The sequence below is a fragment of the Haoranjiania flava genome (assembly GCF_025631005.1).
Lineage (GTDB): Bacteria > Bacteroidota > Bacteroidia > Chitinophagales > Chitinophagaceae > Haoranjiania > Haoranjiania flava.
On the sequence record NZ_JAOTPL010000021.1, the window covers coordinates 18103 to 44651 of the forward strand.

Sequence of the window (26549 nt, forward strand, 5' to 3'; positions counted from 1 at the left end):
ATTACTTTAAGAGTGCCTCTATGTTTTTCTGAAGAACTTCCGAAGCTGCATCGTTCCTGTGTTTGATAATAAAATCCCTGTCTTCTTGTATGTTAGTACGATAGCCTAAAAAAATAGGAGCATGTTTCTGAATGGAAAGCCTGATAAACCTGATTTCAACATTACCTGGTTCTTTATTGATGGCTTGTTCAATATTTTTCTTTCCTTGTTTAAATGTTTTGAGTTTATCTATCGGGTTAAAAACATGATTTGCCCATATGGTTTGAAACCCACCGAGGTAGGCCAGGTTAAGAGCTGAATTTTTACTTGCATTTTCCAGCTTATCAATCATTTGTTTACATACATCTTTATCGTGAGCCGCTTTGTTGTAATTAACTCTTGCTTCATGCAAAGCCGGGTGATTAAAGTCGGTAAGCATCAATAAAAGCGGTATGAGTACGATAAAAACTTTCATTACAAAATGGCTGTTTTGTATCTTACATAACTTGTAAACGCTACTAAGGCTTTTTGCAGATTAGAAACGCGGATCCTATGATGCATTATTTCTGTTGAAGATTTTCTTTTTATTTTCTGAAACAATGACATGTAATATTTGTAAGCCAGATAAACGCCGAACATAGACGAATTTGGTAATTTCTTTATACCGGCCAGAGCTTCTTTAAATTCTTGTTCTATCTCTTTTTCAATCTGGCATTTTACGGAATTGTCAAACACACACATATCAACATTGGGAAAATAAGTTCTGCCTAAAATTTGGTAATCATCTTTCAGGTCTCTTAGGAAGTTTATTTTTTGAAATGCAGAACCTAATTTCATGGCATAGTGTTTCAGTTCTTCAAACTTTTGTTTATTTCCTTCTGTAAAAACCTGCAAGCACATTAAGCCTACTACTTCGGCAGAGCCATAAATATATTCATTATATAGTTCAGAGTTGTAGTCTATCTTTTGCAAATCCATCTCCATACTGTTCAGGAATTGATTAATAAGCCTGCTATCAATTTTATACTTATGTACCGTTTGTTGATAAGCTTGCAAAATAGGATTGAGTGAAAACCCTTCTTCTAAAGCAATGCGGGTTTCTGTCTTCAATGTGTTTAATAATTTTTCTTTATCATAATCATGAAAACTATCTACAATCTCATCTGCTAATCTTACATAGCTATATATAGCATAAATTGCATTGCGGATAGACGGCTTAAGGGCCAAAATTCCCAAAGAAAAGCTAGTGCTGTACTTCTGGGTTGTTATCTTGCTTACTGAGTAAGAAAGTTCATCATATAGCTGTTTCATAATAGATTTTGTTTATTTCGTTGGCCACTATTTTACCGGATATAATGGACGGAGGAACTCCGGGGCCGGGAACGGTCAGCTGGCCTGTGTAAAACAGGTTATCCAATTTTTTATTTTTTATTTTTGGTTTTAAAACCGCTGTTTGGTTCAATACATTTGCCAGGCCATATGCATTGCCGCCATACGCATTATAGTCAGCAATAAAATCGCTTACGCAATAGCTTCTTTGGTACTCAATTTTTGAAAGCAGGTCATTTATGCCGGTATGTTTTTCAATTCTGGCAAGCATTTCTTTTAAGTACTTTTCCCTGAGCGTTTCATCATCGTTTATACCCATAGCCAATGGCATTAGCAAAAACAGGTTTTCTTTACCTTTAGGAGCCACACCGTCATCTGTTTTAGAAGGGCAGCAACAGTAGAATAATGGATTTTCGGGCCATTTCTTTTTTTCATAAATACAATCAATATGCTCATCCAAATCGTTTTCAAAAAACAGTGTATGATGTTTGAGGTCAGGGATGATTTGATTGATGCCCAAATAAAAGATCAGGCTCGACGGGGCAAATGTTCTTTTTTGCCAGTAGGTATCTGTATAATTTCTTTGTGCTTCATTTAAAAGGCTTTCTGTATGGTGATAATCTGAAGAAGCAATTACCGCATCAAATTCCTGATTTGAACCATTTATTTGCAAAGAGGTTACTTTGTTGTTTTCCGTATTGATTTTCTCAACTGTATTATTGAAGTGGAAAGCCGCACCTTGTTTTTCAGCTACATTTTTCATTGCCAATACTAATTGATAAAAGCCGCCTCTCGGATAATGTGTACCCAAAGCATATCCTCCGTAATTCATTAAGCTGTACAGCGCCGGGATATTTTTGGGCGAAGCGCCGAGAAAAATCACGGGAAACTCCATCAGGGTTCTCAATTGTTTGTTTTTAAAATACCTGGCAACATAGCTCCTGAAATTCGTGAGTAAATCTAATTTCAAGGCACTTTTGGCTATTTTGAGAGAAACAAATTCAAGCCAGCTGTAACACGGTTTTTGAACAAAATCCTGCATCCCCACTTCGTATTTGAATTTTGCCGATCTCATGAATTTCTCTAACTGAACTCCCGCACCTTTTTCGGTTTTTTCAAACAGCAATTTGAGCGCTTCAAAATTTTCAGGTACATTCATTTTCTTATCCGCGAAAATCATTTCAAACTGTGGATCTAAGGATATCAGATCAAAAAAATCAGCTGTTTTATAACCGAAATCAGCAAAAAACTTGTCCATAATATCGGGCATCCAATACCAACTTGGACCCATGTCAAACACAAAACCTTGTGGCGTAGTAAATTGTCTGGCCCTGCCGCCGGGCTGATCATGTTTTTCAAAAACATGAACTTCATTCCCGGCTTTTGCTGCGTAAGCTGCGGCTGACAAACCGGAAAATCCGGAACCAATTATCGCTATCTTCTTTTTCATTTTCAATTTCTTTGTGTGTGCGTACCGGGTGGTTAATCTGATAAGCCCCTGATAATGTCTTTTTTACCTGGAAGAACAGGTAGGAGTAGATAATGGTTTGAACCGAATAATCTACCTGGGCAGCGCCTCTTAGAAATCAGATGTTCTCCCTTTGCATGCTAATTAGTTTTAAAATCCTTTACATTATTTAATAAAGTTTTAGGATCGAAGTTTTTATGATAGATCTTTTGGTGAAAATCATTGAGTTTATTCAATAGCCGTATTAACTCGATTTTCTCTTCATTCGACAAATCGCCGGATACTATATCAGTTGCATGCCTTACTTTTTCCATTACTGCATCCAATGCCCTTAAACCTGCATGGGTAATATTGATAACTTTACTTCTTTTGTCTGTGTCGGAGTCTTTTTCATATACCCAACCATTGGCGATTAGCCTTTTGATAATTTGCATGCCTGCTGGTTTTTCATGAACATTCTTTTTAATCAGATCCATTTTGCTCATGTTTTGGCTGAATTTCAATACAATCAAATAGATAACATCGTCAGGGGTTGAAAAATCAGAGCCATAAATTGCCGATTTAAAGTAATTTTTGCCAAACCTGTTCATGTGAACTACCAGGCTGGCAATAACACTTTCAGTTGTTCTTCCTGTTAGTTTACCTTCCCAATCCACCTCTTGATCATGAATAAGAGGCTGATATTTTTTGGCCATCCAAATTTTAAAGCCTTCTACATCGTTTTGATAAGCGCTAATTCCTGTATTTTCATTTTCAAACATTTTGATTAAATCAAGTACATCTTTTATCAAACTATAATTCATTTCATGTGTATTTTTATTTGTTTTTTCAATTGCCACATGGAATAACCATTTTTTAGATTCAATACTCATTCCCGGTTGGTATAGATGCTCAATCTTTATGGTTATTTCATCTGTATATTTTAATTTTTCTTTATGGTCACATGGAATAGCCTTTATTCATTCGCGGTTGGTATGCAACTTTGCTTATGGCTATTTCATGTGTATATTTTATATTTTATCTGTTTTTCAGTTGTAACATAGAATAATCATCTCTTTAGATTCAATACTTATCCCGGTTGGCCTCGCATTAGGCGAGATGGTTATTTCCTAATATTTATAATACAAAAATACTATTTATTGCCATGAAAAGTACATAAATATACTTATTTAAAAATAATTAGTATAAATTTATACTATTTAGGAATAGTAGAAACTTTAAAACTACCATCTGGTTAATGGAAATTCCGGTTCTACATCACTTACTAAGGAAATGCTTATTTTAAATCAGATCATCTATTGTTATAATGATGATAGAATTTAAACCATTCTGGTAATCTGTGGATTTGATAATGCGAGAGCACGGCTAAGCGAGAAGCTTATAACAGCTTCCGTATGTATTACACATACACATACCACTCCCCGTCTGCTTCTGCTGTTGTATAGGTTTTTAAGCGGTAGCCTTCGCCTGTTACATTTTTTCCCGAGGCAATGTCAAATTTATAAAAGTGGGTGGGGCATACGACACAGTTTTTCGCATCAATATATCCATCCGTAAGCATGGTGCCTGCATGCGGACAGGATGCCCGGAAAGCATACACCTGCTTTTCTTTTTTCACCACAATAATTTTTATGGATGCTATCTCAACAACTGTCATTACGCCGGGAAGCGCATTGTTTACAACGTCAGTAATTTTATAAGCAGGCATAAGCGCAAAATACTGTTTTAAGTTTAAAAAGCTAATAAATTCTAATTAGTAGTTGGCTAACATAATCCTTAATTTGTTAGCAGAATTTAATTTTATAAGATATATTTTTCAAAATCATTACGATTTACATAAAAATTTTATAATTTCAATAATCCAATAATCTAAATTATGCTACATGAGAAAAGCTTTTTCACTGCTGACAGTATTTTTAGTATTAATTATTCATTCAAATGCACAACAAGTTACGGGTACGGTTGTGGATGAAAACGGCCAGCCCCTTTCCAATACCAATGTTGTGAACAGGCAGAGCAAGGCATTGGCAATTACCGACGAGCAAGGCAAATACTCCATCCAGGCTTCTGCAAATGACACGCTTGTTTTCGTGTATACTGGGTTTATTACACAAGAGTTTCGCGTTGGCAATCAAACTGTAATTGATGTGGGCATGTCCAGGGGGATTACCGACCTCCAGGAAGTTTTTGTGGTGGCATACGGTACCACTACAAAAAGCAGTTATACCGGCGCAGCTACAGTAATCAATCAAAAAGAGATCAAAGATGTCCCGGTTACTTCTTTTGAGCAGTCTCTTACAGGACGAATGCCCGGCGTGCAGATCACGACTACATCCGGCCAGGCGGGATCTGCATCGTCTATCAGGATCAGGGGCACAGGTTCTATGAATGCATCCAACGAGCCGTTGTACGTGATTGACGGAGTTCCGGTAGTATCTGGGAGTGCCGGCCAGATGAGCGGGCAACTCTATACCTCAAATAATATAATGAACACGTTGAATCCGAATGATATTGAATCCATCACTGTGCTTAAAGATGCAGCAGCTTCCTCTCTGTACGGATCACGTGCTGCAAACGGTGTTGTACTGATTACTACCAAGCAGGGGAAAAGCGGCAAGCCGCGCATCAACTTCAGATCCACTTTCGGGTTTACACCTTCCTGGGCTACAGATAACTACGAAACAGGAAGCCCGCAAGAGCAAATAAATTATTTTTACCGGATTTTCCACGACTACAGGCAATCAAACGGCTACACCGAAGCGCAGGCAAACCAGTATGCACTGAACCGGATGAAAACACGCTTTGGCATTCATGGCTATGATTTTGCAACAAAAGGTACCGGGTTGTATGAAGATGTAATAATCACGGGTAAAACTGATGGTGTTGAAAACCGCGATGGAAAATATTTCAACTGGGAAAAAGCACTGTTCAGAACAGGCAAGTACCAGAACTACGATATAGCAGTAAGTGGCGGAAAAGATCAGACCAGATACTTTTCATCATTATCCTACACAAAAGATAAGGGAAGGGCATATACGAATGAATTTGACCGCATCGGCGGCAGAGTAAATGTTTCGCAAAAAATAGGAAAATATATTGACTTTGGCTCAAACGTGAACATAAGCTTTAACGACAAAAGCGGGTTTAACGATACCAGGAATACCGGCACTAACTACCTATATCTTTCACGGAACTTATTGTTTCCCTTCTACTGGCCTACCGATTATAAAACCGGTAAGCCATATACAGCCAGATACAATTCTCTTGGCTACAATCCTGTTTATTACGATACACAATGGGAAAACTGGTCAAAGACCCTGCGTGTATCTGCCATAGAATCGCTGACCATTCAATTGCTGCCCACACTTACCGCGAAGACGGTATTTTCTTATGATAATGCTGAGGTAAAAGACCATCTCTATTACAGCCCGCTTCATTTCCATACAACCTATGGAGCTACGGCCAACGGAACCGTATTTGAATATACCACCAATATCAAAAAGATGGGGTCTTCTACCACATTGAATTACAACCAGTCTTTTGGCCGGCACACAGTTGATTTATTAGGAGGTTTTGAAGCAGAAAAAAATCAGACAGACTACACAATGGCCAGCGGCTCAAACATGCCTTCTAGCGCGCTGCATACTGTGGCCACAGCAGGTAAAAAAGATGCCGATGCCTACTATTGGGGAAATAATATGATGTCATTTTTATCCAAGGCTGAATATAATTTTGATCAGAAATATTTCCTTGCCGCTTCGTTCAGAAGGGACGGCAACTCTAAGCTTGGACCGGATACGCGCTGGGGCAATTTCTGGTCGGTTTCGGGAGCCTGGAACCTGAAAAATGAACAATTTATGGCAGGAATGGAAGAAATTTCGCTGCTAAAGCTAAGGGCATCCTATGGCACCAACGGAACATTTCCAAGCCCTAATTACGGATGGAGATCGTTGGCCACTTTCGGATATAATTATAACGGGGAGCCGGGAGGTGCATTGACAACAATAGCAGATGAAAATCTGAAATGGGAAACCAGCTATACCTATAACTTGGGTGTTGATTTTGGATTGCTCAGCAACAGGATCAATGGTAGTATAGAATATTTCAACAGGGACTCAAAAGATCTTTTACAGGATGTGAACATTTCCACGGTCACCGGGTTTTCCACCACGTTAAAAAATGTAGGATCCATCAACAATAAGGGAATAGAGATTTCTCTGAATGGCGATATCATCAGGAACAGCCGGGTGAGATGGTCTGCTGGTGTAAACGCATCTTTTATAAAATCTAAAGTGTTAGAATTGTATGGAGACCAGGATGTATTGTGGTGGGATCCTACCGGCGGAGACGATAGGGTTCAGTTTATATACCGCGAGGGTGAGCAGGTGCTTTCTTTCTATACTCCCGAGTGGGCAGGTATAGATAAAACCAATGGCAAGCCTATATGGTATACCAATGACGGCACTAACGGCGCATTCCTACACAATGGCAGAGGAGCAACAAATAACGTCTCTGAAGCACAATCGGTGATCACGGGATCGCCGTTGCCCAAAGCATACGGAGGCTTCAACACAGATGTGGAATACAAAGGATTTACTTTTGGATTCAACTTTATTTATAAGTGGGGCGGAAAATTATTTGATGCAGGTTCCAGAGACGTGGCCGAGGATGGCTATTATTGGGAAAGGGTTCGCTCCTATTACGCGTACCAGCTTGCATGGACGCCAGACAATCCCAATGCTATTTATCCGCAGATAAGCGGAAACGACCATGAGGATGGCATTACGCGCTCCAGCCGGCATATTTACGATGCTTCGTTCCTGCGGTTAAAAAATGTAAATCTTTCTTACAATATTCCTGTAGGCATCGTCAGCAGAGCCGGCCTGAATGCTGCCAGGCTATTCTTCAACGGAACAAATTTATTGACCTGGTCTAAATTTAAATGGGCCGATCCGGAAGTGAACAATTATGGTACAAGAGGCTGGGAAACGCCGTTTGGTAAAACATACACTTTTGGCCTTGAGCTTAACTTGTAAAATATTCTGCAATCACATAGCTATCCGGAACAATTAAAAACATTAAAAGAGATAAGAATGAAAAAGTTATTTATCATACTATCAGTAGTTGCAAGCGCTTTATTTTTTTCCTGTGGAAAAGATTTTCTTGATGTAAAGCCCAGCAACTCTACAGATGCTAACATCACCATCAATACCCTTGCAGATGCCAAAGTAATGCTCAATGGCGTAATGAGGAAAATGATCAGGTCTACCTATTACGGAAGAAATTTTCTGATCTATGCCGATGCCAAAGGCGGTGATCTTACCATCGCGTCGCAAGGTAGGGGCCTGGATGCATTATACACCTTTAACCATACGGTTAACTCCAACACCTACTCTTCCTTCTGGTCAGATATATACAATACGATATTGCAGACCAACAATATTATAGCAGGCATAGAGAAACTGGAAGCAGCAGGCACTACCATTGATTTTAAAAACTACAAAGGACAGGCATTGACGCTGAGAGCATTAATGTATTTTGACCTGGTACGCCTCTATGGCAAGCCTTATACAATGGACAAAAGCTCTTATGGGGTGCCCGTGGTTACTGAGGTTTTAAGCGCTTCTGCGCAGCCATTGAGAAGTTCGGTTGAACAAACCTATGCCCAGATTTTAGCTGACTTAACAGCAGCTGAATCTTTGCTGCCTAAGGCCAAAAGCAATGGTTATATCAATTATTATGGGAACAAAGCTATCCAGTCGCGGGTGTACTTAACTATGGGCGATTATGAGAAAGCGCTGAATGTTGCAGAAGAGATAATAACTTCAGGCGTTTATAGTTTGTATAGCAATACAGAATGGGTAAATTCCTGGAAAGCAGAGTTTGGTAAAGAATCTATTTTTGAATTACGGATGGTAAAAGATGAAGGTGAATTAGGTTCGGCTTCCATAGGATTTTATTATTTACGCAACAAAGACAATAATGCCTTAGGAAATTTTATAGCATCCGATTATTATCTCAGCAGGCTTGGGCAAGATAATACAGATGTACGCTGGGGTATAATGACCTATGATGAAATTTCAAAAACCCGTAAAGGCGCCTGCTATAAATATGTAGGCTCTGTAGATAAAAGTGGCGAAGGCAAAGACCCGTATACTGCAGTAAACATTAAAGTGATCCGCTTATCTGAAATCTACTTAACAGCGGCTGAAGCAGCATTTAAAAAACCGTCTCCGGACCCGGCAAAAGCAGCAACCTACCTGAACCTCATACGCAAACGTGCACCTGCGCTGGCGCCCGCTACTGCTGCTACCATCACAGAAGACCTTATTCTTGATGAAAAAAGCAAGGAGTTGCTTTGCGAGGGCCATCGTTTTTTTGATATGATCAGGGCCGGCAAACAAATAACTTTTAATGACGAACATGTAGGCGTAACTATGGCGCACAGGCCAAAAACCATCGACCGCAGCTTTAATAAAATAATTTTGCCGATAGCCATCGGTGAGATCAATGCCAATCCGGGAATTGGCGCTCAGCAAAACCCAGGCTATTAAACTGCACTTCGTCACAAGCGATTATTGCCGTACCAGAGTAACTAAGGCTTTCAAACCTTTAGAGAGCAATATTGCCGGCAACCTGTATCAATTTTTGCCTGGCCGGTTCTTGATTGCACACTTCGCTCTGTGTAATTTGCGATAGGTTGTTTTTACCGGCATTTTGCCGGTTTATTTTATTGCACCTCTGCCATCAAAAAGATCAGTACACCATTAAACGAGAAATATCTCATATTTGTGAATTAAGCAGTGCGTGTCATGGAAACGGCTGCTTAAGTGTAAGGACTAAAATATTTTTTATTTCCTGTAACCTTTTTCTTTTTTTCGAGTATTCAGTTTATAACAAGTCAAATTTAACCGGTGGAAGAATTGTCGGACGAAAAAATAATGCAAAGATCAAGAGATGGCGATATGTCTGGCATTAGCCTGTTGTTTGATCGGTATAATGTAGCGCTATACAACTTTTTCAGGAAAATGGGCGCTTGCAGGGAGGTAAGTGAAGACCTCACGCAGGATTTATTTTTGAGGGTAATCAGGTATAGGCATTCGTTTGATTCGGGATGCGGAAGTTTTAAAAGCTGGCTATATCAAATGGCCAGGAATATTTTTACAGACGATTTTCAAATGAGGCAGAAAGCCGGCCGTGTTATCAGCCTTACCGATAATTACGAGCAGGATTCAACCCAGGTGACCCATACTTTCGCAGGAGAAATGCCGGTTGAAAATCTTTTGCATGCTTTTGCAAGATTAACTCCCGATGCAAGGGAACTGATAATATTAAGCCGTTATGAAGGATTTAAATATTCAGAAATTGCTAAGATGAAGAACAGTACGGAAGGCGCTGTGAAAACGCAGATGTGCAGGGCAATGAAGGAGTTGAAAGATGTATATTCTAAAGTAAAAAACTGGTAGCCATGGATTGCAGGAAAATAGAATTATTGTTAGTAGAGTACCTGGACGGTACTTTAGACGATCAGCATACAGAAGCAGTAACAATGCATTTGTCGGCTTGCGCGGAGTGCAGAAAAACACTTCAGGCATTCCAGGATTTATCTGTAGCTATGCAAGATTGCAAACAGGAAATGCCGCCAGCAGGTTTTAGGGAAAGATTTCAGTATAATTTACAACAGGAATCGGCTAAAGAGCAGGTGTTTGAGAAACAGCAGAAGCCGGCCGCAAAAATGTTTTCAGTGTCCAGGTTTCCGTACAATATAGCAGCAAGCATTATGTTGTTTATAGGAGGCCTTACGATAGGCTATCTAATTAAAAACAGTAACGGTAGCGGCCAAGGAAAACAAACTGAAATAGCTGAATTAAGAACTGAAGTAAAGGAAATGAAAAAAGCCGTGATGTTTGCATTGCTGAATAATGAAAGCGCAAGCGAAAGGATAAAAGCGGTAGGCTATGTTGAAGAAATAAAACAGCCGGACCTTAATATGATCAATGCGTTGCTGCAAACGATCAATAATGATGAAAACGTCAATGTACGGCTGGCAGCTTTATATTCTGTTGCTAAGTTTTCAAATATAGATGTGGTGAGCGATTCCCTTGTGGCATCCTTGCCTAAACAGAAAGACCCGATCATACAGATTGTTATGATCAATCTTTTAGCCAATAAGAAAGCAGACGGCGCTAAAAAAACATTACAAAATATTATTAATGATAAAAATGCTATTGAGCCGGTGAAGGAAGCAGCAGAAAAAGGCATGCAGATGCTCTAAGCTTGCATCACTTATCTTCTTTTTAGCTGTAAAGATGTTCGTGAAAATTTCTACTCAACGCAATAGAAGTTTTATAAAAAAAACCATAAGCATGTTGCATACCAATTGCGGATGAATAAGCGAAACGAAGTTCACTACAAGTAATTCCATGTGACCATTAAAACAGCCGCAAAGCGACGAACTAAATACACACACATGCAATAGCCATAAGCAAGGTTGCATACAACCGCGGATGAATAAAGGCTATTCCATGTGACCATAAAGAAAAATAAAAATATACACATGAAATAACCATAAAGATTAAGAATCTATACCAAGCGGGAATGATAATAAAGAATTAGGTTTTGGTGATTCTATGTGACAACTGAAAAACAAATAAATTATATACACATGAAATAGCCATAAGCAAGGTTGCATACAACCGCGGATGAATAAAGGCTATTCCATGTGACAAACAGAAAAAATTAAATATTAACACATGAAACGAATATATTTACCTTTTATGCTAAGTTTGATTTTTGCATTGTCTGCCTCTGCCCAAACACGGGAATACCGGATCTCCGGGAAGGGTACAAAATCATCAGTACTTACATTAAAAGACTTTACCGGCAATTTATCTGTTGAAGGATATACGGGAACAGAAATAATAATTACCTCTTCTTTGCCGGCAGTCAACAATGAGCGGGCAAGAGGGTTGCAGGCTATTTACGCGTCCGGAACAGATAATACAGGCATTGGTTTGTACATGGTAAAAAGCGATAATAAAATAGAACTGCAATGCCTGCTGCCGGTTATTAAAAAAGGCGATTATGCTATAATGGTTCCTAAAAACTATAATGTAAAAGTGAACAAAGATTGTGCAAGGTACGGCACAATAACGTTGTCGAAATTATCAGGCGAAGTGGAAGTGAAAAACTGCAGCGATATCAATCTTAAAAATATTTCAGGGCCTGTAGTGCTATCTACTATTTCCGGCGATGTAAACCTGCAGTTGGATAATATGCCCAAAGGCAAGGTGTTTTCTATAAATTCTGTCAGCGGTGAAATAGATATTATGATGCCATCAAGTGCGGGTGTAGATATTCAGATGAGCAATCTTTCCGGCCAGATATATTCAGACTTTGACCTGCAAGACCAAAAAAGATCCTTGAGGCAAGTAGGCGGCAACAATATCAAAGCAGCAGTAAATGGCGGTGGCGCCAGCCTGAAAGTAGCCAATATAAGCGGCAGTATTTACCTGCGCAAAAAAAAGTAAGCTGCCGGCTAAAACAATTTCTTTACAATTAAAATGCTATGATATACAAATGAAGTGCGATAATATTGTGCTTATAAGGCACATGCATCTCCTTAGTAGCCGGCACACAATATCAGCTGGAAAAGCCGCAAAACAAAACATGTACGAAGAAATAACCATAAGCATGTGGCATACCAATGTATGATTCACTGGCGTATTTTCCCAAAAACTATCGCAGCCCATCAGAACAAAATCAAAAATATACCATGGTACGAACTTATCTCTTATCGTTGCTTTGCTTTTTGGCAATAAGCACAAGCGCACAGAAAATTGTTGAAAAACGGCTGCCGGTAAATCCTGCTGTATCGTTCGATATGGATCTGAATATTGCAGACAGCATTAACATTGTTACATGGCATAAAAATGAATTGTATGCCAAGGCATCCATTGATATCAATCATAACAGAAACAACGAATTGTACACAGTTCAGTTTAAAGAAGCAGCAGATAAGATTGTCATAAAAGGGGAAATAAGTAGCAATAAACTGAAAGATAGCTGCCAAAACATTACCAGCATGAACGTTAACTGGAATATTTATATCCCCTCGGGATCTGAGGTGAATATTAAAACTATTAATGGAAATATTAGTGTCACAGGACGTACCGGTCCGTTATCAGTATCTACTATCAGCGGTTATGTAAACATGGCAATACCAAAAACACGCAATGCCAGTTTCCTGATTACCACTGTTACAGGTACTGTTTATACCAATCTGCCTCTTACGCCCGGTGACGTAAAGCGCCCGCATAACAGTATCGCTGCACTTTATAACGGCGGCGGCGACAGGGTGAGCCTGAAATCTGTAAGCGGCGATATTTACCTGCGAAAATCAGATAAATAAAAGTTATAGTGCAAGCAACAAACATAAAGACCCTTCAAAGGCATAAGCTTATTAAAGGGAAAATGTAAAAATTCAAAATTTCACATCCCTGTGAAATTAAAGGATATTTATTTTTAAATTCTAAACCAACACTTTTGATGAGAAAAATTTTAACGGCCCTGTTTATTCTTATTGCTTTTACTGCTTTTTCACAGGGATCTCTCAGCGGTACTCTTAAAGACAGGGACAAAGGCGATCTGCTGGCGCTTGCAACAGTTTCTGTCTACAAAGCTGCAGATACTGCCCTGGTCACCTACCGGCTCACTGATCATAAAGGCCATTTCTCATTAAACAGCCTGCCTCTTGAAGTTCCTTTGAGATTAGTTGCCACACATGCCGGTTATGCTACGCTTCGGAAAGAATTTATCTTATCCGCAACATCAAAAACGCTTGATTTGGCAACGCTGGAAATGACGGTTTTGGAAGAAGATATGGAAGAAGTAGTAGTAATAGCTGAGCGGCCGCCGGTGATTGTAAGAAAAGATACTATAGAGTTTAATGCCAGTTCATTTAAAACACTGCCCAATGCTGTGGTAGAAGACCTTTTGAAAAAATTGCCGGGCGTAGATGTAGACAGGGACGGCAATATTATGGTTAATGGCAAAAGGGTAAACAAGATACTGGTAGACGGGAAATCGTTCTTTGGCAATGATCCCAAAATGGCCAGTAAAAACTTACAGGCAGAAAGTATTGAGAAAGTGCAGGTAACCGATGATATAGACGAGTTGAATGCCAATGGCGATGATAACCGCAATAATGTGGGCAAAGTAATTAATCTTACATTTAAAAAAGGCTACAAAAAAGGACTGTTTGGAAAAGCTTATGCTGGGGGCGGCACAAATAGCCGTTATGAAGCCGGGCTTATTGCGAATATGTTCAGAGATACTTTGCAGTTGAGCGTGCTGGGTTATGGAAATAACCTGAACAAACCCGGCTTTAACTATACAGACCTGATGCAAACCGGGGGCATGAGCCGTACTACCAGCATTACAGGAAACAGAAGTGTCAGCATCAATAACAACAACATCGGAGGAAGCCGCATAGAAATAAATGGTATTACATTTGGCGGCATGTCAGAATATGGCGGCATAAGCGCCAGCAGGGGTGCGGGTTTCAACCTGAATCATACACCAAGTAAAAAACAATCTTTTTATCTGCAATACTATTTCGGCCATGTAGATTCAGATATACAAAGAAGTACAAACACACAAATAAATTACGGTGATACTTTACAGCAAAGAAACTCAATTGCTGCAACCAATATTGTAAGCAACAGCCATATTGCCAATGCCGGGTTACAATTAAAGCCCGATAGTGTTACTACATTTACAGGCGTACTGAATTTTACAAGCGGGCGCCAGAATAACCTGATGAACTCGTTGGAAAATACCATTGACAATTTTTCCGGTAAATTAAATGACGGCACTTTAAACAATAATAAAATCAATAAAAATAATTATTACCGGCAAAGCATGGAGTTTACCCGTCTTAGCAAATCAAAGAAAGGAAGGCGGTTTACGATCAGCCAGTTTGCGCAATACGATACTAAAAACAACAACTACACTACCCTGGCAGAACTGCATTATTATTTTCCCACCGCTTACGATAGCCTCATGCATCAGTTGCGCCTGGAGAAAATACCTCAAACCAATGCTGGCGCTTTTGTTAACTATAGCGAGCCGGTCAATAAATATCTTACACTCCGCTTCAATAGCCGCTACGAATATGAAAAATTAAAAAACAGTATTGAAAGTTTTGCTTTAGCCAACGGCGGTAAAACGCCCGACCCCGCACTCACCAGTGATTTTGACCGTACCAGCAACAATGGCAGCTTCTCCGGGGGCATTGAAATAAAACTAAAAGAATGGAGAATAACGCCGGGAGTTCGAGCGCAAATTCAAAATTTTACTACAAAATATTCCTATACACTTGTACCACTGAAACAAAAGCAGGCCAATATTTTACCGCAATTGAGCATCACTTATAAAAACCTCAACTTTAACTATAACAGAAACGTGATATTGCCCTCTTACAAGCACCTCATAGCCGTGCGGGATAATACCAACCCTTATACAATTGTGCTGGGAAATACAACGCTGACTCCGGCAGTAAAAGACAATATCGACATCAATTTTAATAATTACGATACTAAACGCAGCCTGAACGTGTGGGCCTGGGCAAGCGCAAGCCGCACCAATAACGATGTAATACAAAACATAACGATGGACAACAAAGGCGTGCAAACTATTTTGCCGGTTAATGCTGATGGCAGCAATGCCTATGCAACCAACTTCGGCATTAATAAGCAAAACAAAACAAAGACGAGTTTTACCTGGAGCTGGAATATAGGCGCTTATATAGCTTATAATTCTAATAATTTTTTGTACAACGATGTATTAAGCAGGCAGAAAACGCTGAACCTGAACAGCTGGGGAAGCCTGAACCTGAATTGGAACGATAAGCTGGAATGGAATTATAATGGAGGATTTTACCAGTACCAGACAAAAAATACCAACCCTTATTTTAAGACCTTTACAGCCCCGGGCTATAACCTGGGCACCGAGCTGATCAGCCGGCATATAAAACATGTAATCTTTGAAACACAGCTCAATTACGATTACAGAAAGCAGATCCAAGATCCGGCTCTGCGCGATTTTATTCTGTGGAAAGCTGCCGTAAACTTTACTTTCTTAAAGCAGGAGCGTGGCGTATTGAAGTTAGCTGTATTTGATTTGCTCAACCAGGTAAGGAGCCTGTCTGTAAGTTCAAACCGCAATACGGTTGTCTATAACAATACAAATGTGCTGGGACGATATTTTATGGCTACATTTACTTACAATCTTTTGAGCTCCGGGCAAAAGAAAAAAGTAGGCGGACAGTGGAATTTGTGGTAATCGCATAACGATTGGATCTGTATGCAGCGATGCCTTTTAATACAATGGGAGCGCTTGCAGCAGCCTTAAGCCGTACTCGTTTTAAAATTGCCACTAACGTTTAGGTATTTGCGATGGGCGTGATTTTAGCATTGAACTTTAATCGAAGAACAGAAGTTGGTGGCAGTTTTTATTCTTCAATGTTAATTAACCAGTGTTTTTTGTTTATTTTCAATAATTCTTCTTTGTATGTCTGTTCATTCAAATATTTGTAGCTATAATATTTTAGTGGTATTGAATTTGGGTAGTTTTTCAATCCTTCATCAATATACTTTTTCATCTCTGTTTTATCGTCAAATAAACTCAAAGTTTCAACTTTATAAACGTAAATAATTGCCGGGATTTTGCCGTAGATTTCAATCAGTTCATTTTCTAAATAATTTATAAGATCCCTTTGCAATTCAGGTTTAACTACTTTTTCATTTGCTGATTTCGTGATGACATTCTGGTAAAACATTAATGTTGCAAACAAATATGTATTTTTTGATTTTCTACTATTCTCGTACTTCTTGATTGCAGTTATTGTACTTTCTTTAAGTTCTGAATTTTCGCTCTGTAAAACTTCATCATACATTTTTTGCATTAAATTATAACAAGTAAAGTCATTCTTATCAACTTTTGAATTTCTTTTAATTTCATTAAAAGTCTTTTCAATGATATTTCTATCTTGCGAATAAACTACTGTAGAAAAAAGTGTTGCTATTATAAATAGATAGTTTTTCATATGAGATGTGATTTTAAAATTGCGCCTAACGGTTTGGGTATTTGCCGAAGGCAGGGATTTTAGCACAAATGTTCAATAGAAATCCGTCACCCGCCATTACGCCAAACCGATGTTAATGGCTGTTCTTTATTCGTAAAACTCTTTTGGATATTCAACTATTCCTGTGATGTCTTTTAAAGCATTTTCAGTTAGCTCTATTAGCATACAGTTTTCATCAGGAACTTCAAAAGGCAATTTAATTCCGTATTTTTTTGTCATTTCATAGCCAAACTTTGGATAATATTTTTCGTGTCCTAATAAAATCACAGAGTCAAACCCCAATTCCTTCGCTTTCCGATGGGCTTCCTCAATTAGTCTTCCTCCAATTCCTTTTCCTTGATTTTTTTTAGTACTGCTACTGGTGCTAATGCTAATGATGTTTTTTGTATGTCATTGTTTATAATCTTAATCTTTGTTAGCAAAATATAACCGGTAATCTCACCGTCAATTTCAGCAACCAATGATAATTCGGGAATAAATGCCTTAGAGTTTCTTAATCTTTCAACTAAGAATTGTTCTTTATGGTCGGTATATACTTCATTTTCAAAAGCATTTTCAATTAGCTTAAATACTTCTTTGTAATCTCTAATTTCTTCGCTTCTAATGTGCATTTTAAAAATTTTTTTGTTGGCTCTGCGTTTGTATAGCCACTAACGGTTTGGGTATTGCCGAAGGCGGGGCATTTGAAAATAGTCAGCCTAAATTAAGCACAAATGTTGATAGAAGTACAAATGTTCAGTTACTTCCGTCTGCCGTGCTTTACGAGTATGCTTGTTAGCAGCCGTTTCTATGTCAGTCCTAATTTTTCAATTTTGTTTCCTATTGTCATTTGTTTCATTTCTGTTTCCAATGCTGCGAAATCTGCTTTTTGAACAGATTTAATAAAACTACCGTTGCTTAATAAATGTATTTCATCACAAGTATCGCTCAACGTTGAGAAAATGTGCGATGAAATGATAACTGTTTTGTCAAGAGCTTTTAGTTTATGAATAATTTCCGTGATGATAATGTTGCTTTGTATATCCACTCCGTTAAATGGTTCGTCAAGTATAAAATAGTCGTTGCCTTGCAAAAGAATGGCTGTCAATGCCAGTTTCTTTTTCATTCCTGTTGAATAGGTAGAAGCATATTGATTTAAAGGCAAGTCAAAAATGTTTCTTTCTTGAATATCTGCTATTTTTATGTTCCTTGCGTTGCATAGCAACTGGATATATTCTTTGCCTGTAATTTTTTGAAAAAAGAAAGGTTCTGTCAGCAACAAACCAAGATAATTTTTAATTGGGTTTTGGATTGAACTTATTTCGCCTGCGTAATCTTCTAAGCCTGCGATACACCTAAACAATGTTGTTTTTCCTGCACCATTTTCGCCAACAATACCATATACTTTTCCTTTGTCAAATTGTATATTGATGTTTTTCAGAACTTCATTTCTCCCGTATTGCTTAGATAAATTTCGGACTATTATCATTTCAACAAGCTACTTAGACGGTTTTCAGATTTTTCAAAAAGGTAGGGAATAAGCACAACAAGTATAGGCGGAAACCCAATACATAGAGCTAAAAGGATGCCTTGTGTAATATTCATTTCGTCAGGATATGCAGCGTATTTGCTAACGATTACGCTGATTAGAAACGCAAAGCCAGCAAAAAAGAAAAGTGATAGAATGCCGATATTTTGAGGATAGAAAATTGCGATAACTATTACAATTGGCAATACAAGTGAAGCAGAAAAAAGTATTGCCGTTTTAATTTTACTAAACAAAAATTCTTTGGCGTTCACGTTGTATGTCCAAACGTAATATTCGTTTTCTGGTTTTGTGTAATAACTTAATGTAGTGGAAAACACAAGCAACATTGCAAATATTCCAAGATTGAAATTGCTTACAGAAACAGCAATAACTGTCAATGCATATGCCGCAAAAATCAAGTAAAAAGTGTTTCTAAAGCCCATGGTAAACTCAAATGGTCGTTTTGAAAACGGTGTCCATAAGGTGAAGTTTAGCGTAGTTCGAAAATTTACAAGAGCTAAAATTGTCGTCGAAACAAACAACAGAAGTGCAGATAGAAAAAGTTGTTTGTAAAGCAGAAAGATCAAGAATGGTAATGTGGAAATGAGGTTTTCCGTAACTCTTATTTTTTTTAGTTTTGTGTTGCCAAAACAAATTTTCAAAAATTCGGTTCTTCGGGTTTCTGAAAGTTTTCCGATAAGAGTCAGAGCCGAAAAAACAAAAATATATTCTGCAAATACTGTCTTATGAAATAAGTAAATTGAAAGTCCAACAAAGCCAACTGCCAAAATGAGATATGCAATCAATGGTTTAAGTCCTGTGTCTTTAAACCTACGGTTTGTCATTTTGTATTGAAGTTGCAAATATTCTTTCATTTAACTGTACATTCTGTCGGGTCTTTTGCCATGGTAGCTAACATTTGGCGGCTTTGCGTTCGGGCGGGATTGTTTCGTTCAAACTTTCAAATTGCGACTTGCCCCGCCTGACTGCAAACCGCTTGTTGCAGGTCATTCTCTTTTCATGTCAAAAGTCATCCCATTTTGTTTGAGAATCATTTTATTTTCGGATGAAATAAACTCTAATTCTAACCGCGCTTGGTCAAATTTGAATTTATTTTTCTCAACACATTCTAATGGAAATGACGGTTGACCTGTTCCTTGTGCTATTAGTGTGTTTCCGTTTCTACTAATTGTTAATTTTAGAGGGAAAGAGTCGGTTGAATAAACTCCTATATAATTGTCCAACTCTTCTGGCGTCAAAGCAATAGATTCCTTGAATTGAGGAAGTTGATATTCCTTTCCAAAATAGATACTTAATGAGCCAACTATTATATCATTCAACGGATAAACAACTCCATTTGATGTCAATGCTATAGATATTTTTTCTTGCGGAAAATAAAAAGCGTTTGCTTGAAATCCGTCTATTCCCCCTGTATGACCGTATCCTTTCATGTCATAAAACGGAACTCGAATCAACCCCAAGCCGAAGCGATCTATCACAGTGGTCATTTGTTTCAAAGTTTCTTCTTTTACAATTTTCCCTTTAAATAAAAAATTCAAAAAAGTATTCAAATCGAAAGGGGTTGAAACAATGAAACCTGCACCCAATGGAATAGTCATATCGGTTTCCTTTTCCAATTCCCATTCTGATAGTTTGGTATATGACAGGGCTTCTTTGTTCTTAAGATTGATTTTACTTCCTACAAATGTACTTTTCAATTGACAGGGCTTAACAATAGTTTCTTGAAGTAATTCGGAAAATTTCTTTTTCGAAACATCTTCTGCAATAAATGTAAGTAACACATAATTTGAATTGGAGTATTCAAATTTTTCGTTAGGCTCAGATGATATGCCGCCTGATATAATCTTGTTTATAATTTGTTCTTTTGTTTGAGGTTCGGTATTCCATTGCATATAGTCTGCCGCACTTGTAAAATTAGCGATTCCACTTCGGTGTTGCAACAGGTGAGAAATAGTTATTTTATCAGCATTCTTTATTTGTGGATAAAAAACACTGAGTTGTGTGGATAATGACAATTTTTTATTCTCTACCAATTTCATGATTATCGTGGCCGTAAATGTTTTAGAAATCGAACCTATGCGAAATTTTGTCGAAGTACTATTCTTAATTTTCTGTTCTAAATCTGCGTACCCATAACTGTTATGATAAACTTCGTTCCCTTTGTCAAAAATGGATATACTTCCCATACCTCTTTGATTTTTCTCAATAATTGAAAAGAGGCTGTCCATTTTTTGTCGGTCAAAGTTTTGAGCGTTTAAAGTCAAACCTATTCCTAGTAATAATGCCAATACAATAATTTTAGATTTCATCATTTTTTGTTTTTAAGTCTCATTGTATCTCATTGTCTTTGTGTCGACGATTTGCACACAACGGAAAGAGTGTTTGCGATGGGCGGGCTAAACGGATGAAAAGTTCAGCTTAGACCACCGGAAGCGAATGCTTTTTCCACGAGCCTAAATTACAAAAAATGGTGAAATGGGAAAGCAGTAGCGGCTAAAATAGGAGAGGCGTCATATTGCGCTCTCAACGCGCCTTTTTTCAAATACTATGTTGTACGCTGGGCTTTTATTGCGGTTTTATTTTCACAATCTTGTTATCCTTCATAATAACAAGTTCTGTATTTTTCTGCTTTTTAAACTCAATAAGTCGCTCGTAAACTTTCTCAAGTCCCACAAGTATCTTATTCTTAAATTCTATTTGTTTTTCTACAGTTGTCATAGATTGCTTTTTAGTTCATTAAATTTTTGTTCGTCAATGATTATTAAATTTTCGTCAATGGTTTTTTGTGCAAGAAGTTCGTGTCTTCCTTCAGAATTGTCAAAAACCAAAGCGCCATCAACAATCGGAAGATAAATGTTAAACAAATTTTTAATTCCCTTCTTATATCTTCGTTCAATCACTTCAGGTTCAATATTATGTCCACCTTCGGAAGCCCTTATTTTAACACGCTCTTTTGCTAATTCAGCATTTTTAATCCCTCTGGCGCATTTTTTTCAAGTGCATCAATAAATGGAAAAACTCCCATTTGCGAAAATCTTCCCGCACTTCGTCCAAGGATAAAACAGGATTAACTTTTTGGGAGCTATTACCCATACAGGAAAGCATACACAAACACCCCGTAAGCCATAAAATTATTTGTATTTTCAAAATATACCATTCATAAAATCCATCTTTTGATTTCGTTTTCCAATAGGAATTCTTTTCTTATTTTTTGTTGCATTTTGTCTAAAACCAAATGGAATAAATCATCGGATTCTTTGGGACTGATTTCCTTTAGCATTTTAGCTTTGACCAACGAAAAATAGAGGTGTTCGCCGGGAAGTTCTTTCTCTATCTGTGAAAGAATTTTCAACGCATTTTCGGTTTTCCCTATTTTGCTCAAACAAAAGCAATAATTCAATTTTACAATGGGTGATCGCGAAACCAGTAACATCATTTCATATAATTTCACCATATCGGCCCAATTGCTTTGGGTTAATTCCTTTGTTGTCATATACTTGCTGACAATAACTGCTTCTAGGTAATACTTGCTCAATTTGTCCGACCTTTTAAGATAATGAAAACCTGCATTGATCAATTCTTTATTCCACTTATCCCGATTTTGACGGAAGAAAGAAATGAGCCTCCCGTTATCCATTTTTGCAGGAATTCTTGCGGTATGAAAGCAAAAGAGTGCCAATAAGTTGCTTGTAAAGTCAGATTGATATAGACTAAACAAAAGTTTTGTCAAAGCGAAAGCCTCCAGACATAAATCTTTATTTACAATATTTTCCGTCTTTTCACTAAAGGAATCAAAGCCGATATTGAAAACCGCGTAAAAGATTTCTTCTGCAATAGAAATTGCTTGTTGATGAGCTGTAATTGAGTTCAGGTCTATGAAATTTCCACTATATTCGACTTGTATATTTTTCTTTGTACGGTTGATGTTTTTATAAATCGCTTCGGGGTTGATTAATGTGCTATCGGCTATTTCCGGAATGCTTAAACCAAAGATATTTTTGAGAACGAAAAGTATTTTGGCTTGATTGGAAACATTTTCTAATGCAGAAATGAAGATAATCGTTTGAAGACGTAGATCTGTTTCATTGCTTGTTGACAAAGTATTTTCAAATTGTTCTACTGAAAAATTAGGATTTTCTTTCTGCTTTTTGATTTGGTTCAATATATCGTTACGGGCAACAATGAAAAGCCAGCTTTCTTTGCTACTTGGAACATTATTTTGTTTCCAAATTCTTAGGGATTTCAAAAACGAATTTTGAATAGCATCCTCAATTTCAGAAACGTAATTTGTACCAAATTGATTTAATAATCCTGAAAACAGCTTTCCATAGATTGCTCTGTAATTTATCTCTTCTTTCGAAAGTAACTTATTGTTCATAATCTTCCATTTCCATTATCGGACGGATTTCCGTAGTTCCTCCGTAAAGGTGTGTAGGACATTCTTTTGCCAACGCCACAATCTTTTCTAAATCGTCAGCCTGCAATAAGTAATAACCTCCTATGATTTCTTTGGATTCCAGGTAAGGGCCGTCTTTAATAACACAATCTTTTCCTGTGATAAGAACACCTTTTTCGTGTAATCCGTCTCCCGAGATCAAATGACCTGCTTCGGCCAATTTGTTTGCCCAGTTCATATGAGCATTAGCTAATCCCTCCATTTCTTTTGGGGATAATTCATTTAATTTTTCAACGTCTTCGCGAAGTAATAATAAGAACTGTTTCATTGTAAATTGGTTTTAAATTTCAGTAAAGACATTTAGATATTCGGATTTTGGACATTTTTATGATTTTTTTATCGGTCGCTTTGGAAGCTTACACTTGTCTGTAAACAGTAAGTCTATGTCAATTCTTTTTGGATTGTCAATAGAAATGTTTTTCCAAGTTTCTTTTGTCGCTGTTTCGTTCATTTACTCTGTTTTGGTTTGCCTGCTACTAACGTTTCGGGGCTTTGCGATGGTGGGACAATAGTAATCCGTCAGCTGAGTTTTGTACTAAAGTTAAAAAGAATTACCGAAGTTGAGCATTTAACGTCAAGCCGCACTATTGAAAATAGCCTGTTAGCTGTAGGGCTATCATTTGCCATTTACTTTTATTATCGGTCGTTCTTTAAATATTTCCTTGGTTACGTCACCATTAGACAATTTAAGTAGTTCTATTAGCTTGAAGTCATTTCTTGTAGAATAAACCTCTTCATTGGCCCAAATATATTGGTAGCAATTATATTGTCGCAATTCAGCATCCGTTAAAACACTAAACGCATTATTTTCTGATTTATAGTTAGGAAAAACAGCTTCATCCCAAATTGTCAAAATAATATTTTTGCTAATTGGAAAAATTACTTCAACTCCCTTCATGGCAAACCCTTCATAGAATGCAATTTGGTTCTTAAGATGCGGTTTCAATAAAATTGGATTGTCAGAAGTGAATACCGTCCCATTTGTTGCAACTCTATACCTCCAATTTTTTTTAATCAAGAGGGCTTGCATGTCTGCAATTAGCTTTTCGTCTAAGAATAGTCCCGAATGCAGAACTGGTGCGTAGTCATCATCTATATTAAGAGCAACTGCTTCACTATCGTCAATATCTCCATTGACTTTTTTAAATGCCTGTACAATTTCGTTTCTTTCTTTCTGAGCTTTCCGTTGAGCTTGCCAATACATATCCCTTATATTGGGCATTCTCAAATATTGAATTGCAATTAGAGCTGCAAATAAATCTCGTTCTTTATTAGTAAAAATTTCTTTTTTCGATTTGGAGAAAGTCCACGCTGACGCCGCTTGGACTATTTTATTCAGAAGTTCAGAATAAAGGCTTTCAATGTTTTCTGCTAAGATTTTTTTCTCAATAAAATTGCTATCAATATCTAATAAAATTTCCTTGTTCAAATATTTCTCGGGAATTGCATAAAAATAGTCTTTGTATGCAGTTTTAGCAATGCTCTGTGCGTAACCTTTTTTGTCATTTGTCTTACTATAAACAAAAACAAACTTCTCATTTTCAGAAAAATTTTTCAAGTAGCATTGAGGTATAAAGTGTTGTCTGACGTTTTCCTTTGTCATAGAAATGGGTCTAAAGCCTTAAAGCTAACGTTTTGGGTATTACCGAAGGCGGGGCATTTGAAGCAGAAAGTTTCGATTTTGCACCGAGGCGAGCCAAACTAATTTTTATGAGTTAAATTTAAGAATAAAAAACGAAATAAAATTCGTTTTTGGCGGAGATAGAAGCACAAATCTTGAATTTAGCACTTTAGCCCCGCTTTTGGCAATACCGTGTTAGCTGTGGTATTTATAGTTTTAATTGTCTTCCTTTAATTTTTCCGTCTGTTGTAAAGTTATCGTGTTCCTGTCCTTCGATAATCGTCCAACCTAATTCTTTTAGAATATCCTCGGTTAGTTGTTCGTTATTGTATTCCGTCAAGTGTAAATTTCCATATTTACATAAATGAAATTGAAATTCTTCGTCTTTATCAAACACGAAAACATATTCTGCAATACTTGGGTCGCAACGGGTTGTCCAGAATAGAATTTCAATAAAATCTTCTAGACTATCAATGTTAATTTCAAATGCTTCATTAAAAGTTTTGTCGCCAACAATTTTTTCAAGTTTCTCGTATGCTTTCTTTAACGGTTTAAATTTGTTTTCTCTATTTCCAAAGAAATCAAGTTTTAAATGTGAAATTATAATGAAGTTGGTAACATTTATTTCCTTAAATAACTCGATTAACTTTACTGTTAACTTCTTTGCAAAAGTGTGAATGTTTGAATGGTTGAAACTAATAATTTTATTGAAAGTTGAATAGTTTGTTTCATCATTCTTAATGCAGTCAAACTGTTCCCAATATAAATGCTCTTCATTATCGTCTTTATAATATTGCAGCATTTCTTCATCGTAAAATGCTTTCTGCATTTTAGTAAGTTCAGAGCTGATAATTCTTTTTGAATTTAAGATTTCGTTTCTGGTTGTGAGTGTCGTCATAATATCACAGCTAACGGTTTGGGGCTTGACAAGTGGGGGATTTTCGGCACAACACTTGATACGAAGCACAGAATTCAAATTTAGCACAAATTTTTATACGAAGCACGTCAGCCCCCCATTAGGCCAAACCGCTGTTAGTGGTTCGTTGTTTGCATTAGTTGGTTTAGTTCTAATATTGCTTTGTCAATCAAATCTCTTGATATTACAAGGGCTTTAATCCTTTTTGTTAGCAATGTATTTTGTGGTGATTTCTCGGAAAATTTCTGCAATGCTTTTTCACATTTGCTGATTGTCGAACCAATAGCAAATTTTGCTTCTTCTAATTCGTTTTTACTATAAGATTTCATACTGCTGTTGAACCTTGCAAAAATGCTCAATCAGAAGAACTTCAGCCCCGCTTTTGGCAATACCTTGTTAGTGGAAGGCTTACTTGTCAAATCTTTTCATAAATTCTGCCATACTTAATTTGTAGCCATTTAAAAGTCTATAAAGCTCTTCTGTTACTTTAAACATATTAAAAGCAAAATCTACTTTTTTCGCAATTGAGAATTCTGTTGTTTCTGCAATTCTTATGTACATCATAAAATCATTACCATCTTCAATTCTGTCGTTGTTAATATTCAAGTGTTCATTAGAAAAATGGATGAAACCACTTGCATTTTCATAAAGCATTCTAAAGCCAGGATATAATGTATCTAATTTTTGAGACAAATATAAGTCTGTCATTTTGTTTCCTTCTGCGTCTAGAATGTTTCTTATATGTTCTCCGTTTATAACTCGGTTGTAAAAATCTAATCTGTCTTTCACCAAGCTCAAAGCAAAAAGTCTCATACAATTGTCCGCTTGAAGTCTTAGCAAATTTATTGCAGTTATCCAATTGTTTGCTTCTGATAACGACTTAAATCCTCTATTCAATTCGATAGCTCTATGTACAATTGAAAATGTTAAATGACTTGGTTTGGATAGTAATTTTCTATCTGTTTCATTTTTAAAAATGTCAAGAGCTGTTTGGTTCAGGCTTTTATTTAATTCGTCAAGTTTTTCAAAAATCCGAATTAGGTCAGTTTCGCTAACATTCTCATTAAGACTTTGTTTTTCCATAGGGTTTTGTTCAAAGCTTGCCA

24 protein-coding genes are annotated in these 26549 nt (G+C 37.2%); 7 read left to right on the forward strand and 17 right to left on the reverse strand.

The features are described 5' to 3' along the window. Position 1: 1 nt before the first annotated feature. The 5 genes from OD355_RS12050 to OD355_RS12070 all read right to left on the reverse strand — a co-directional run bounded on the left by OD355_RS12050 (position 2) and on the right by OD355_RS12070 (position 4484). On the reverse strand, positions 2-454 hold the full coding sequence (locus OD355_RS12050; protein ID WP_263038739.1) for a hypothetical protein: 453 nt from the start codon (positions 452-454) through the stop codon (positions 2-4). Then, positions 454-1290 (reverse strand): phytoene/squalene synthase family protein, encoded by an 837-nt coding sequence (locus OD355_RS12055; RefSeq protein WP_263038740.1) that lies wholly within the window; start codon positions 1288-1290, stop codon positions 454-456. The genes OD355_RS12050 and OD355_RS12055 overlap by 1 nt, the downstream gene beginning before the upstream one ends. Continuing rightward, positions 1274-2800, reverse strand: a complete 1527-nt coding sequence (locus OD355_RS12060) for a phytoene desaturase family protein (RefSeq protein ID WP_382303514.1) — start codon at positions 2798-2800, stop codon at positions 1274-1276. The genes OD355_RS12055 and OD355_RS12060 overlap by 17 nt, the downstream gene beginning before the upstream one ends. Positions 2801-2916: 116 nt before the next feature. Then, complete coding sequence (locus OD355_RS12065; protein WP_263038742.1) at positions 2917-3648, reverse strand: MarR family winged helix-turn-helix transcriptional regulator; 732 nt, start codon at positions 3646-3648, stop codon at positions 2917-2919. Positions 3649-4175: 527 nt separating this feature from the next. Continuing rightward, positions 4176-4484: a Rieske (2Fe-2S) protein gene (locus tag OD355_RS12070; protein WP_263038744.1), complete on the reverse strand. Its 309-nt coding sequence runs from the start codon at positions 4482-4484 to the stop codon at positions 4176-4178. A gap of 175 nt (positions 4485-4659) precedes the next feature. Between OD355_RS12070 and OD355_RS12075 the strand changes: the two genes are divergently transcribed. The 7 genes from OD355_RS12075 (at position 4660) to OD355_RS12105 (ending at position 16120) form a co-directional block, all read left to right on the forward strand. Next, the gene (locus OD355_RS12075) at positions 4660-7812 is read left to right on the forward strand and encodes a SusC/RagA family TonB-linked outer membrane protein (RefSeq protein WP_263038745.1); all 3153 of its coding nucleotides are present in this window, start codon (positions 4660-4662) and stop codon (positions 7810-7812) included. 57 nt (positions 7813-7869) lie between these two features. Then, entirely contained in the window at positions 7870-9330 is a 1461-nt protein-coding gene (locus OD355_RS12080; protein WP_263038746.1) for a RagB/SusD family nutrient uptake outer membrane protein, read from the forward strand. 387 nt (positions 9331-9717) lie between these two features. Beyond that, positions 9718-10242 carry an RNA polymerase sigma factor gene (locus tag OD355_RS12085; protein WP_263038747.1) on the forward strand — a complete coding sequence of 175 codons (525 nt, stop codon included), beginning with the start codon at positions 9718-9720 and terminating at the stop codon, positions 10240-10242. A gap of 2 nt (positions 10243-10244) precedes the next feature. Then, positions 10245-11051, forward strand: coding sequence for an anti-sigma factor (locus OD355_RS12090; RefSeq protein ID WP_263038748.1), 807 nt, complete (start codon positions 10245-10247; stop codon positions 11049-11051). A gap of 478 nt (positions 11052-11529) precedes the next feature. Next, the gene (locus tag OD355_RS12095) at positions 11530-12306 is read left to right on the forward strand and encodes a DUF4097 family beta strand repeat-containing protein (protein WP_263038749.1); all 777 of its coding nucleotides are present in this window, start codon (positions 11530-11532) and stop codon (positions 12304-12306) included. A gap of 245 nt (positions 12307-12551) precedes the next feature. Then, on the forward strand, positions 12552-13187 hold the full coding sequence (locus tag OD355_RS12100; protein WP_263038750.1) for a DUF4097 family beta strand repeat-containing protein: 636 nt from the start codon (positions 12552-12554) through the stop codon (positions 13185-13187). Positions 13188-13324: 137 nt separating this feature from the next. Next, positions 13325-16120, forward strand: a complete 2796-nt coding sequence (locus OD355_RS12105; protein ID WP_263038751.1) for an outer membrane beta-barrel protein — start codon at positions 13325-13327, stop codon at positions 16118-16120. Between the two features lie 169 nt (positions 16121-16289). Here OD355_RS12105 and OD355_RS12110 read toward each other — a convergent pair whose 3' ends face one another. From OD355_RS12110 to OD355_RS12165, 12 genes are all read right to left on the reverse strand, one after another. Continuing rightward, the gene (locus OD355_RS12110) at positions 16290-16883 is read right to left on the reverse strand and encodes a hypothetical protein (protein WP_263038752.1); all 594 of its coding nucleotides are present in this window, start codon (positions 16881-16883) and stop codon (positions 16290-16292) included. A gap of 126 nt (positions 16884-17009) precedes the next feature. Continuing rightward, positions 17010-17204 carry a hypothetical protein gene (locus OD355_RS12115; RefSeq protein ID WP_263038753.1) on the reverse strand — a complete coding sequence of 65 codons (195 nt, stop codon included), beginning with the start codon at positions 17202-17204 and terminating at the stop codon, positions 17010-17012. A gap of 29 nt (positions 17205-17233) precedes the next feature. Then, positions 17234-17533, reverse strand: a complete 300-nt coding sequence (locus OD355_RS12120) for a GNAT family N-acetyltransferase (RefSeq protein ID WP_263038754.1) — start codon at positions 17531-17533, stop codon at positions 17234-17236. 176 nt (positions 17534-17709) lie between these two features. Next, entirely contained in the window at positions 17710-18390 is a 681-nt protein-coding gene (locus tag OD355_RS12125) for an ABC transporter ATP-binding protein (protein ID WP_263038755.1), read from the reverse strand. Further along, positions 18387-19304 carry a hypothetical protein gene (locus tag OD355_RS12130; RefSeq protein WP_263038756.1) on the reverse strand — a complete coding sequence of 306 codons (918 nt, stop codon included), beginning with the start codon at positions 19302-19304 and terminating at the stop codon, positions 18387-18389. The genes OD355_RS12125 and OD355_RS12130 overlap by 4 nt, the downstream gene beginning before the upstream one ends. Before the next feature lie 132 nt (positions 19305-19436). Continuing rightward, positions 19437-20762 (reverse strand): serine hydrolase domain-containing protein, encoded by a 1326-nt coding sequence (locus OD355_RS12135; protein WP_263038757.1) that lies wholly within the window; start codon positions 20760-20762, stop codon positions 19437-19439. A gap of 253 nt (positions 20763-21015) precedes the next feature. Continuing rightward, complete coding sequence (locus OD355_RS12140) at positions 21016-21168, reverse strand: hypothetical protein (protein ID WP_263038758.1); 153 nt, start codon at positions 21166-21168, stop codon at positions 21016-21018. 439 nt (positions 21169-21607) lie between these two features. After that, a complete protein-coding gene (locus OD355_RS12145; RefSeq protein WP_263038759.1) occupies positions 21608-22828 on the reverse strand; it encodes a sigma-70 family RNA polymerase sigma factor in 1221 nt (406 codons plus the stop codon). Further along, complete coding sequence (locus tag OD355_RS12150; RefSeq protein ID WP_263038760.1) at positions 22818-23174, reverse strand: YciI family protein; 357 nt, start codon at positions 23172-23174, stop codon at positions 22818-22820. Before OD355_RS12150 ends, OD355_RS12145 begins: the two co-directional genes overlap by 11 nt. Before the next feature lie 348 nt (positions 23175-23522). Next, positions 23523-24509: a DUF4238 domain-containing protein gene (locus OD355_RS12155; protein WP_263038761.1), complete on the reverse strand. Its 987-nt coding sequence runs from the start codon at positions 24507-24509 to the stop codon at positions 23523-23525. Positions 24510-24735: 226 nt separating this feature from the next. Next, complete coding sequence (locus OD355_RS12160; protein WP_263038762.1) at positions 24736-25494, reverse strand: hypothetical protein; 759 nt, start codon at positions 25492-25494, stop codon at positions 24736-24738. A 357-nt stretch (positions 25495-25851) separates the two neighbouring features. Further along, positions 25852-26549 (reverse strand): hypothetical protein (locus tag OD355_RS12165; protein ID WP_263038763.1); only part of this gene is annotated, 698 nt, incomplete at its 5' end.

Bases quoted from the DNA above. Each gene is read 5' to 3' on its own strand.
- OD355_RS12135 (WP_263038757.1), bottom strand. From the start codon at position 20,762: ATGATGAAATCTAAAATTATTGTATTGGCATTATTACTAGGAATAGGT.
- OD355_RS12065 (WP_263038742.1), bottom strand. From the start codon at position 3,648: ATGAGTATTGAATCTAAAAAATGGTTATTCCATGTGGCAATTGAAAAA.
- OD355_RS12130 (WP_263038756.1), bottom strand. From the start codon at position 19,304: ATGAAAGAATATTTGCAACTTCAATACAAAATGACAAACCGTAGGTTT.
- OD355_RS12145 (WP_263038759.1), bottom strand. From the start codon at position 22,828: ATGAACAATAAGTTACTTTCGAAAGAAGAGATAAATTACAGAGCAATC.
- OD355_RS12095 (WP_263038749.1), top strand. From the start codon at position 11,530: ATGAAACGAATATATTTACCTTTTATGCTAAGTTTGATTTTTGCATTG.
- OD355_RS12070 (WP_263038744.1), bottom strand. From the start codon at position 4,484: ATGCCTGCTTATAAAATTACTGACGTTGTAAACAATGCGCTTCCCGGC.
- OD355_RS12155 (WP_263038761.1), bottom strand. From the start codon at position 24,509: ATGACAAAGGAAAACGTCAGACAACACTTTATACCTCAATGCTACTTG.
- OD355_RS12055 (WP_263038740.1), bottom strand. From the start codon at position 1,290: ATGAAACAGCTATATGATGAACTTTCTTACTCAGTAAGCAAGATAACA.
- OD355_RS12100 (WP_263038750.1), top strand. From the start codon at position 12,552: ATGGTACGAACTTATCTCTTATCGTTGCTTTGCTTTTTGGCAATAAGC.
- OD355_RS12125 (WP_263038755.1), bottom strand. From the start codon at position 18,390: ATGATAATAGTCCGAAATTTATCTAAGCAATACGGGAGAAATGAAGTT.
- OD355_RS12085 (WP_263038747.1), top strand. From the start codon at position 9,718: ATGCAAAGATCAAGAGATGGCGATATGTCTGGCATTAGCCTGTTGTTT.
- OD355_RS12150 (WP_263038760.1), bottom strand. From the start codon at position 23,174: ATGAAACAGTTCTTATTATTACTTCGCGAAGACGTTGAAAAATTAAAT.
- OD355_RS12140 (WP_263038758.1), bottom strand. From the start codon at position 21,168: ATGACAACTGTAGAAAAACAAATAGAATTTAAGAATAAGATACTTGTG.
- OD355_RS12050 (WP_263038739.1), bottom strand. From the start codon at position 454: ATGAAAGTTTTTATCGTACTCATACCGCTTTTATTGATGCTTACCGAC.
- OD355_RS12105 (WP_263038751.1), top strand. From the start codon at position 13,325: ATGAGAAAAATTTTAACGGCCCTGTTTATTCTTATTGCTTTTACTGCT.
- OD355_RS12090 (WP_263038748.1), top strand. From the start codon at position 10,245: ATGGATTGCAGGAAAATAGAATTATTGTTAGTAGAGTACCTGGACGGT.
- OD355_RS12080 (WP_263038746.1), top strand. From the start codon at position 7,870: ATGAAAAAGTTATTTATCATACTATCAGTAGTTGCAAGCGCTTTATTT.
- OD355_RS12110 (WP_263038752.1), bottom strand. From the start codon at position 16,883: ATGAAAAACTATCTATTTATAATAGCAACACTTTTTTCTACAGTAGTT.
- OD355_RS12075 (WP_263038745.1), top strand. From the start codon at position 4,660: ATGAGAAAAGCTTTTTCACTGCTGACAGTATTTTTAGTATTAATTATT.
- OD355_RS12120 (WP_263038754.1), bottom strand. From the start codon at position 17,533: ATGCACATTAGAAGCGAAGAAATTAGAGATTACAAAGAAGTATTTAAG.